The 8,948-nt window shown below is 60.7% G+C and carries 8 protein-coding genes and 2 pseudogenes; 3 read left to right on the top strand and 7 right to left on the bottom strand.

From position 1 onward, the window contains the following. From X773_RS0139790 to tatB, 6 genes and pseudogenes are all read right to left on the bottom strand, one after another. Positions 1-428 (bottom strand): annotated as a pseudogene (locus X773_RS0139790) (ABC transporter permease); the annotation flags it as partial. An 88-nt stretch (positions 429-516) separates the two neighbouring features. Continuing rightward, a complete protein-coding gene (locus X773_RS70410; protein WP_348625954.1) occupies positions 517-1,194 on the bottom strand; it encodes an ATP-binding cassette domain-containing protein in 678 nt (225 codons plus the stop codon). A gap of 36 nt (positions 1,195-1,230) precedes the next feature. Beyond that, on the bottom strand, positions 1,231-1,701 hold the full coding sequence (locus tag X773_RS70405) for a hypothetical protein (protein ID WP_023680213.1): 471 nt from the start codon (positions 1,699-1,701) through the stop codon (positions 1,231-1,233). Positions 1,702-1,795: 94 nt separating this feature from the next. Beyond that, positions 1,796-3,539 (bottom strand): annotated as a pseudogene (locus tag X773_RS70400) (alkaline phosphatase). 429 nt (positions 3,540-3,968) lie between these two features. Next, a complete protein-coding gene (locus X773_RS75595) occupies positions 3,969-4,901 on the bottom strand; it encodes a CDP-diacylglycerol diphosphatase (protein WP_198023650.1) in 933 nt (310 codons plus the stop codon). After that, positions 4,876-5,244 (bottom strand): Sec-independent protein translocase protein TatB, encoded by a 369-nt coding sequence (tatB, locus tag X773_RS0139780; RefSeq protein ID WP_023680209.1) that lies wholly within the window; start codon positions 5,242-5,244, stop codon positions 4,876-4,878. Before tatB ends, X773_RS75595 begins: the two co-directional genes overlap by 26 nt. Positions 5,245-5,470: 226 nt before the next feature. Between tatB and X773_RS70390 the strand changes: the two genes are divergently transcribed. Then, a complete protein-coding gene (locus X773_RS70390; RefSeq protein ID WP_023680208.1) occupies positions 5,471-6,037 on the top strand; it encodes a hypothetical protein in 567 nt (188 codons plus the stop codon). A 354-nt stretch (positions 6,038-6,391) separates the two neighbouring features. On the opposite strand, the gene X773_RS0139775 is transcribed toward X773_RS70390, so the two are convergent. After that, positions 6,392-7,054, bottom strand: coding sequence for an inorganic diphosphatase (locus X773_RS0139775; RefSeq protein WP_023680207.1), 663 nt, complete (start codon positions 7,052-7,054; stop codon positions 6,392-6,394). A 498-nt stretch (positions 7,055-7,552) separates the two neighbouring features. On the opposite strand from X773_RS0139775, the gene X773_RS75590 reads away from it, so the two are divergent. Together X773_RS75590 and X773_RS75585 are read left to right on the top strand one after the other, a co-directional pair. After that, positions 7,553-8,032, top strand: a complete 480-nt coding sequence (locus X773_RS75590; protein ID WP_023680206.1) for a multicopper oxidase domain-containing protein — start codon at positions 7,553-7,555, stop codon at positions 8,030-8,032. Positions 8,033-8,037: 5 nt separating this feature from the next. Next, on the top strand, positions 8,038-8,781 hold the full coding sequence (locus X773_RS75585) for a hypothetical protein (protein ID WP_156937474.1): 744 nt from the start codon (positions 8,038-8,040) through the stop codon (positions 8,779-8,781). Positions 8,782-8,948 lie beyond the last annotated feature (167 nt).

Raw genomic sequence — 8,948 nt, 5'->3', positions numbered from 1 at the left:
GCCACGGACGCTCCGACAAGCGCTTCGCCGAGCTTCTCGAACGTGCGTCCTTCGGAGACGCCGCCCAGTCCGTCGACCAGCGCTTGCGTCGTGCCGACGATCGGGAAATCCTCGACGAAATCACCGAACCCGACGGGGGCCGCCCAGGCCACACGTTCGTCCCTGATCAGCCCCGCCAGTACATTGCCCGGCATGAGCGTCAAGGGCGCTGCCTGTAGGAACACGGCGGACAGCAGCAATTGGGTCTCGCTGCCGGGCGCGCCGACTACCAGATCGAAGGCGCCCGCCGCACGTGCGCTACCCAACCGAAGCGCCCGCTCGCCGAGCGTGACAGCGACGCCGAGCGCGGTCGCGAGCGCGATGAGCAGCGCCACCGCAGCCACGCCGATCCAGTGTCGCTTCAAGTCCGCAGCGATAAACCGCAACAAGGGTCATTTCCTTCGCGTGAGGGCGGCCGCAGAACCGGCAGTATGGTTACCTCGGCTGATCGGATTCGCGACCGATCGTGCGCGGACGTCAAAGAAACGCCTCATCATGCGTGGCCGCGGGCTTGCCGGTGTCGCTGACGACGGCGCCAGACTCCAGATGGATCACGCGATCGAGGCCTTCGATGAGGCGTTTTTGGTGGCTCGCCACGATCAGCGTCGCACCCGCCTGGTTGGAGAGTCGCAGCAACAGGTCCGCGACAGAGGCCCCAGAATCGGCATCGAGACTGGCTGTCGGTTCGTCGGCCACGATGATTGCCGGCCGCCCGACCAATGCCCGAGCCACCGCGATCCGCTGCATCTGTCCACGAGACATGGTTTCGACCGGCTGATCGGGACGATCTATATCGACCAGCTCGAGCAACTGCATGCCGTCCGCTCTGAAGTCGGTATTCGAACGGAGCCGCGACAGTCGGCTCGGCAACAGCACGTTATCGAGCGCCGAGAGGCCGGGGAACAGGTGGATCTCCTGCATGACAAGGCCGACATGCATAGCGCGCCAACGGTCGCGACCAGCTTCCGAAAGACCGGAAAGATCGGTCTCGCCCCATCGAACCGAACCCTTCCGAACGCGATCGAGCCCGGTGACGACGTTCAGGAAGGTCGTCTTCCCGCACCCGGACGGACCGGTAACGGCAACCTTTTCGGTTGGCGCGATTTCCAGCGCGGACAGAGCCAGCGCAGGCCTGCCAAGACCCTGAAACGACATCTCAAGGTCACGGATCGTCAAACGGAGCATTTGCGGTTAGGCCGTGCGGAAATGCGCATCGACGATTCGAAGCAGGCTGACGAAGCCGGTTTCCGGGTCGGTCCATGAACCGACCTCCAGCCGCCCGCTCACCTCGATCGGGGCATTGGCCTGCTCGAAGGTCTGCGCCTCGTCGAGGTAGATGACCACGATGTTGTCCGGCCAGTCGGCGTCGGAGGAACAGAACGGGCAAAGCGCCATCGGGGTTTCCGTGAGCACGAAGAAATTCGCCTCGGCCTTGAGCGGCGGCGCCATGAAGCCTTGCATGGAGACTTCCGCTTCCGCGAGCCCTTTCACCTTGTCCGAAAAGCTGAGCCCGAGAACGCTGATCTTTCCATAGAGCTCATCGAAGCCAAGGGTTGCCGTTGCCGTTGCCGTGGAAGCGGAACTCGCGCCAGTCATCTTGACCAGTGCGACGGCCGAGCCAAGCAGCACCAATTTGCGGCGGGTGATCGGGCGCTGTTTCATAAGCGAAACTTGCTTCCGGCGTTCTGCTCCAGGCGCCGTAGCGTCAGGAGCCATGGCGCGACTTGGTTCATCAAGCCAGATCGGCTAAAGTGCATCAGTTCGTTGCCGGCGCAAGAGCCAGGGTATCGGCAAGCACGCGATAGACGTCGCTCTCTTCCATATAGCCCTTGAATTCCTCGGCGCCAGGGCCGGTCGCCTGGAGCACGACATCGTCAACGGCGTGGACGGCCGTGCCGGCCGTCTTCGGCAGATTGCCGACGCGCAGGACCGCTCCCGGAACGTCCTTGTACTTCTCGTTGGCGATGTACTGCTTCGCCCCGTTCTGCACGGCCGGCTCGAACGGACCATCCAGCTTCGGACGGAAGGTTTCGTAGTAGTCGGGAAAGTTGCTGGCGAATATAGCCAGTCGCCGCGTGACGTCCACCTTGTCGGGATAACCGTCGCCGTTCTCGTCGGTGTAGTTCGGGAAGCCCGCATCGGCATAGACGCCGACCTTGTCGCGCATCTCCTCGCCCGGTTTCTGGTCGTCGATGGTACCGATGATCGACACGCCGTGCGTGTGATCGCCCGTGGCGACGATCAGCGTGTCCGGATGCGTCTTGGCGAACTCCATCCCGATGCCGACGGCTTTGTCGAACTCGATGGTCTCGAACAGCGACCGCTCCCAGTCCATCGGATGCGACATCTTGTCGACGGACGCCGCTTCGACCATGAGGAAGAAGCCGTCCTCGTCCTTGGAAAGCTGATCGAGTGCGGTCTGCGTCATCTCGACAAGGCCGGGCTGGTTCGGGAACTTCTCGACGCTGCCCTTCTTGAGGAATTCACGGTCGAGTGTCGTGTCCATGTTGCCGGTGTGGAAAAGGCCGAGGATCTTGCCGGTGTTGGTTCCCTTGGCGGCCACGAGTTCGGTCTTGTCGGTCGCCAATGTGTAACCGGCATCCCTGAACATTGCGATGTAGTCCTTGTCGTCCTTGCGCTTCGAGCCCGGCGTGCTCTGCGGCAGGAAGTAGGCGGAGCCGCCGCCAAGGACGATTTCGGGCTTGACGACGAAGAACATGCCGACAATGTCAGCCTTGTCGGCACGCAGGCGGGTATGGGCGACGACCGCCGCAGGGGTGGCGTCTTCCACCTCGGCGGTTGAGACAACGCCGATCGACTTGTTGCCGGTGCGCCGCAGCGCCTCTGCGATCGTCTCGACCCTGGGGTCGTCAAGGCTGGCCTTGGTGCGATCCGCATAGACGCCGAGCGCGTTGACAGCCGTCTTGTGGCCCGTCATGTAAGCCGACATCGTGTTGGCGCTATCGGTTGAGATCGCATTGGTCGCGGACGTGCCTATGAAGGCCAGGTGATCGAGGGTCGTCCATGTTGAGGCGCCCGTTGGCTTTGCCTTCCGTCATGCCCTTCGACATGATGCGGGCGCCGGTGCGATGCGCGACCGAAAGCCCGTCGCCGAGGAAGAAGATGACGTTCTTGGCCTTGGGCGTTGCCGGGGTGCCGAAAACCTGCCAGCTCACCGACTTCATTTCGTCGCCGGCCTTCGCCTCCAGCTTGTAGGTACCAGGCTGCGAAATGCTGGCTGCGCGGATCAACAGCGCCGAAGCGTCGAAATCTTCTTCCTTCTCGAGGAATTCGAATTTCTTGCCCAACACGGTTTCCGCCGGCTGGCCGTTGGTCGTAACCGTGACTTGGTCGGCGCTAACGACCTTGTCGAACTCGACCTTCACGTCGAAAGGCGACTGCGCCAGGATCGTGGCCCGATCAAGCGGGTAGACCGTCGCTGCCCCCGCAACGGTGTTCAAGCTTGTTGTTATTGCGAGTGCAGCGATAAGACGGTGCATGGCAGGCTCCGGGTGGGTTCACGGACAATGTTCGGCGATGTCCGTGTCAGCGATGTGACATGGCAGGAAACGCGCGCCGACCAAAAACGACGAATTTGCCACGTGTCGACGTCACAGACCACGAACAAGCGGTCATTATTGCGTCCGAGCGATGACAACCGCGACCCATCTTGCGCGTTTCGAGGCGCATGGTGCGCAGCTCGTCTCGGGCTGTCCCTTCATCGGATCGTCGAAGAGCCGACGTTAGCCGGTGCGGGCCTGCAGATAGGAGAGCATGAGGAACTGCGGGGCGGTCACGCAGCTTTGCTGCGCTGATCGGGTCTTGGATTGTCGTTTGCCATGCCCGGATACCATTCCGCGAAGACTGCTTTGAGACTTCCGTCGAATGTCCGGGTGCGGCTATTGCTTCGCCAGTTGCCTCGTGGGCGCTCAACGCGAGGTGCAGTCGTGATCCAAAAGGCGCTCGGCCGCTGAGCTTTCCCAATTGGTCAGGATGTAAAATCCCGGTCTTGCGCCGGCGAGTTCGGCGCCAACGACGACGACATTTACGTGATGCATGGCGCCCCGGGCCTGCGGCAGGCCGGAAGCGATGATGCCGACTACGTTGGTCGTTTCCAAATCCGGCTTGTCGACTGCCTTGATCCAATAGCGTTTCCCCATCAGAGCCAAAGGGAGAAGCTGCCACGGACCTTCCACCTTCGGCCCCTTCAGGACAAGTTTCTTTTCCACCGACACCGCAACGCAATCGATATGGATGTGGAACTGATCCTGGGATCGCTCAGTCCTGGAATTCACAGCCATGGCGATGGCCGTTCGTGGAAGGTGACGTCCGAGGCTCGCCGAGACCTTGCTTCGTGCTTTCCATGCCCGATTCCAGAGTTGGGAACTGCCCTGCCAACGGACAGACGGGGTTTCAAGGCCGGCAACAGCCGTAAGTGGCGTCAACAGAAACTCGGTCCGGTATCGGGGTGATTTAATGAGAGCTGATCCAGGCACGCCCTGCCTGGGCAGGATCACTTCCTCGCAGGGGAAAGCGCTGCCAAGATGCGCTGCGGCAAGAGCGCAGGTCTGCACAACCTGCCAGAGCGCGTTGCGATGCGCTGAAGCGGAGCCGACGTCGGTGACCGCCGCAGTCAGCAACACGATTGTCAAACAGACCACGGCTGCAGCACGGCAGTGCTGGAACAATGGTAACCTGTGAAGGGATTTTATAGCGAGGGGAATGCCCGAGATGAGGTTTTGAGTCCCGGCGCGCAGTCGGCGAAACCGAAACGGTGAAGGTGGAGCGGCTGGGAGCCTCGCGATGGTTCCGATGGGCGACTGCTCTTCTGCCCGATCACTGGTTTGATGACGTTTCGGCATTAAACCTCGCATCCTTGGCCGTGACCGACGTCAGTTCAGATTCTGCGCCCCGCTCAGCGGCCGGATCGAGATTGCTGTCCTTCCCTACTATGGCCTTGTCAGCGCTTCGCGGCACGTCCTCCATCGCATTCTGAAGCATCGAGCGGGTTTCCTGCAGGTCGAGTTCCTTCTCGGCTTGACGTACGGCGTCGTCAAACTGCTTTCGAAAATCGCCCGCAATCCGATTGAATGTCTTCATCATTGCCCCCGCCGATCGCATGACTTTTGGAAGCTCCTCCGGGCCGAAAACAACCAGCGCCACCACGAAGATAACCAACAGGTGGGTCATGCCAAGTCCGAACATCGGTACGTCCTCTCGCGCATATCGCCGGCAGCGACAACCTCTCCGCGGTTTGCGGCGACCGATCCGGTTGAATGCCTCGACCTACGGCGCCAAATCCAACCATCATACCCTCTCGCCTGAGCCATTCCAGTATGCGGCCGCGGGAATGTCGTTCATACTTCGAGCCATGTGGCACCACTCGTCAACCCGAATATCAGGCGCACGTCTGGTAGGGATATTCGCAACCGTGCTCGCAGCAAGCGGACTCCTCGCTGGAGCCGATGGCACAAGGCCCAGAATATTTGAAGCAGGCGCCTACTCCTTTTCCGACGAACTCGGCGGATTCCGGATCATTGCCGCTTCGGGAGCCGGAACAAGGGCCGATCCCGTCGTGATCACCGAGGAACTCGAGTCGGCAAGCCCGGTAACCCTCACCATACGCGCCATCCGGCCGGTTCAGCCATTCGATGCCTCCGGCAACTATGCCACCGGGTTCATTTCCCTAAGGATCGTTGCCCTCAACAACAGCGGTCACGCCTGGGTCGAATTCGAGTTCGAGTTGCAGGAGATTCTCAACCAGCCAAGCGATTCCAGCGACGGGCTTTCGTTCGACCAGGCGCGCCGCGAAACGGATGCAATTCGGTCCGATAGTTTCGCCGAATTCAGTCGTGAATTCGAACCTTATGACCATCTTCTGTTCCGGAAAGGCGAGGTCGATCCGCTGAGCACGGTTTCGTTCTCATTCCTGGTGACTGATTTCACGCCGACTGCGCGGCTCTATCTCGTTCAGGACCCGCGCATTCCCTCAACCTGAACGTGTCGCGCATCATCGCGGCCGTTGGTTCGAACAACGCTGCTCGTCATGCATGCCGGCAGTTTGGCAGGTGTCGTTGGGCGCGGCATGCCGATGGATTTGCTGGTCATTTTGGTCGCTTGGCCGTGCCTTTGATTCGGGCCACAAAATACGGACAACAGGGCAAAAACCGACGCGAACGACGATTGAGGATCGTGAGCGCCCGCGGTACGNACGGACAACAGGACAAAAACCGACGCGAACGACGATTGAGGATCGTGAGCGCCCGCGGTACGAGTTCTCCGCCGAGTTACTTGTGAAGCGTTCACACTAGCGACAGTCCGGATCGTGCTATGATCTTGCGCATGAGGACGATCACGGCCTCTTACATTCTGGTTTTCGCGGCGCTCGCTGCAACGCCCGCGCGGGCCGAATGCCAGTGCCTCGCCAACGGCCACATTTTCCATCACGGCGAAATCCAACGGCCTTGCGGCCTTCAGGTAGCTGCTTGTAAACTCGAAAGAATGCCTCGATGCGCTGTCGTTCGATGGCCGGAAGATCATCGATGGTCTTGACCCCGTCATATTGCGGATCGATATCCGTAGCCGGCACAGCGATGATCTTGTCATCCGCTTCGCCGCCGTCGACCATGTTGAGCACGCCGATGGCGCGGACTTTGATCAGAGCACCGGGCACAACGGGTTCCCGGGTGAAGACAAGCGCATCCAACGGGTCGCCGTCGCCGCCCAACGAACTGGTAACGGAACCATAGCTGGCCGGATAGACGACCGGCATGGACTGATATCGATCGACGACGACATGGCCTGTCTCGGCATCGATCTCATATTTGGTGAAGCTTCCCGCCGGAATCTCGATAACCGTGTAAAATTCGCTGGTGTCTTTCGGCTGCGGAAAATCGAAAGCTGTGACGAATTCGGCGAAAGCGGGCTGCGTGCCCAGCAGGGCCGCAAGCGCCATGACAGTCGGCAAAGCGCGCATGGTTGTCTCCAGAGGTTGGACGGGCAGGGCGCCCTGCATCCGCCTAGCCACCGTATGTGATGGCAGCATTACAGGGTTCCGTTATTGAAATTGGACGACCGTATTTGCACCGATCCTGCGGCGAGCAGAAATGGGCCGAGATAGAGCGCTGACGAGTGATGAGCGTCTATGGGCGTTTGCGTTTATGGGCGTTTAAGAGACGGTGGCCGCTTCAAATGTGCTATTTCAGGCGAGCCCATTTCCGGCAAGGGGATAGCTTGCGTCGTAACTCCTGCCAATCGGGCACGCTACACCCACAACACGCGGTTCGGCGAGAGCTGCCACGTAGACGCCTCGCGGCTCAGTGCGACGTTGTGTGGCAATCATCAAAAAGCAAGTGAAACTCCAACTTCAGTTGAAGTCCTTCGGAGACTACGCCACCTTGACCTTGAATCATTGCCAGGGTTCGAAATTCGTGAACGAAGAGACAACAACACCACGTCCGCTATACTCCACTGAAAGGGCTGCTTCATGTCGGGAATGTCGCGCAGGGGATTCTTGCTGGGCGGCACGGCAGCAGTAGCTGTCGGCGCTGCAGGCGGGCTGATTGCCGGCAGGGCCGTAGCAGCCGATCTGACCTTGCCGGTTTCAGCGATCACTCGGTCGATTTTGCCCGGCACCGTCACCAAAGGGATGATGAGTTTCGGTGCGGGCGGGCCGCCGCCCACTCTGCGTTTATTGCGAGGTAGGCCGTTTTCCATAGACGTGGTCAATGATCTCGACGAAGCGACGAGTGTGCACTGGCATGGATTGCGCATCGCCAATGCCATGGACGGCGTGCCTTATCTCACCCAGCGTCCCATCGCGGCGGGCGAAAGCTTCCGTTACACTCTGATACCGCCGGATGCCGGCACCTATTGGTATCATCCGCATTGCAACACGCTCGATCAGATGGCCCGCGGTCTGACAGGCATGCTTGTTGTCGAAGATGACGAAGANCGCATTGCAACACGCTCGATCAGATGGCCCGCGGTCTGACAGGCATGCTTGTTGTCGAAGATGACGAAGATGCCGGTTTCGACCAGGATTTGCCGCTCAATATACGCGACTTCCGTCTCGGCGAAGACGGCCAGTTCATCGAATTGGTCAAGGCACGCAACGCTGCGCGCGGCGGCACGCTGGGTACGGTCTCGACGGTAAATTGGGAAGTCACCCCGATTTACGATCTGCCGGCGGGCAGCCTTGTGCGCCTGCGTTTGGCAGTCACGGATGTCACCCGTATCGGCACTTATGACCTCGATGGCGGAACGGCCAAAGTGATCGCTCTTGATGCCAACCCGCTGCCGCAGCCTGTTGCGCCTCGGGGCATTGTCATCGCGCCCGGCCAGCGCGCCGATGTCGCCCTCCGCGTGCCTGATGGCGAAGACGAGATCGTCAGCCTGAATCTCAGAACAGCCAAGGGACCTCGCGTTCTCGTCCGATTCCGGCCTATCGGCGCCAGCGCGGGGCGGACGCTTGGCGAACTCAAGCCGCTGCGGCCGAATCGCGTACCGGAGCCGGATCTTGCCGATCCCGAGACAATGGACTTCGTCTTTGGCTGGTCGCCCAATGGTGATGCGCCGGCGCCGGGTGTTTGCGGCACGCTCGGCTACACCTTCTGGTCGATCAACCGCCCGCCATTAGTGCGGCGAGAACTCGGACGCTCCGCCTCGCCCAATTTCGACCCTCTCACGCCGCTCCGACAAGCGCAAAATTGCGTCGCTTGTAACAGATACGGCCCTTCTTAAATCGCAAGAAGTGATGGAAGTGGCGCCGCTACTGCTCACGGGCGCCGGAGCGGCCGGCGACGGGTGCTTATCTGTGCATCTGATCGAGCCTCTGCTGAGTGGCCTCCCGGGCTCGCTCGCCAACGCCGGTTCCCATGCCACCGCGGTCGCGATTGCGTTCGTCATCA

Origin of the sequence: Mesorhizobium sp. LSJC280B00, assembly GCF_000502835.1 — a bacterium.
Classification (GTDB): Bacteria; Pseudomonadota; Alphaproteobacteria; order Rhizobiales; family Rhizobiaceae; genus Mesorhizobium.
The sequence above is the reverse complement of the archived record's forward strand: the minus strand, read 5'-3'. Positions and strand labels throughout refer to the sequence as shown.

Bases quoted from the DNA above. Each gene is read 5' to 3' on its own strand.
- X773_RS70410 (WP_348625954.1), bottom strand. From the start codon at position 1,194: ATGTCGTTTCAGGGTCTTGGCAGGCCTGCGCTGGCTCTGTCCGCGCTG.
- X773_RS70405 (WP_023680213.1), bottom strand. From the start codon at position 1,701: ATGAAACAGCGCCCGATCACCCGCCGCAAATTGGTGCTGCTTGGCTCG.
- X773_RS75595 (WP_198023650.1), bottom strand. From the start codon at position 4,901: ATGCCGAAACGTCATCAAACCAGTGATCGGGCAGAAGAGCAGTCGCCC.
- tatB (WP_023680209.1), bottom strand. From the start codon at position 5,244: ATGTTCGGACTTGGCATGACCCACCTGTTGGTTATCTTCGTGGTGGCG.
- X773_RS0139775 (WP_023680207.1), bottom strand. From the start codon at position 7,054: ATGCAGGGCGCCCTGCCCGTCCAACCTCTGGAGACAACCATGCGCGCT.
- X773_RS75585 (WP_156937474.1), top strand. From the start codon at position 8,038: ATGCTTGTTGTCGAAGATGACGAAGATGCCGGTTTCGACCAGGATTTG.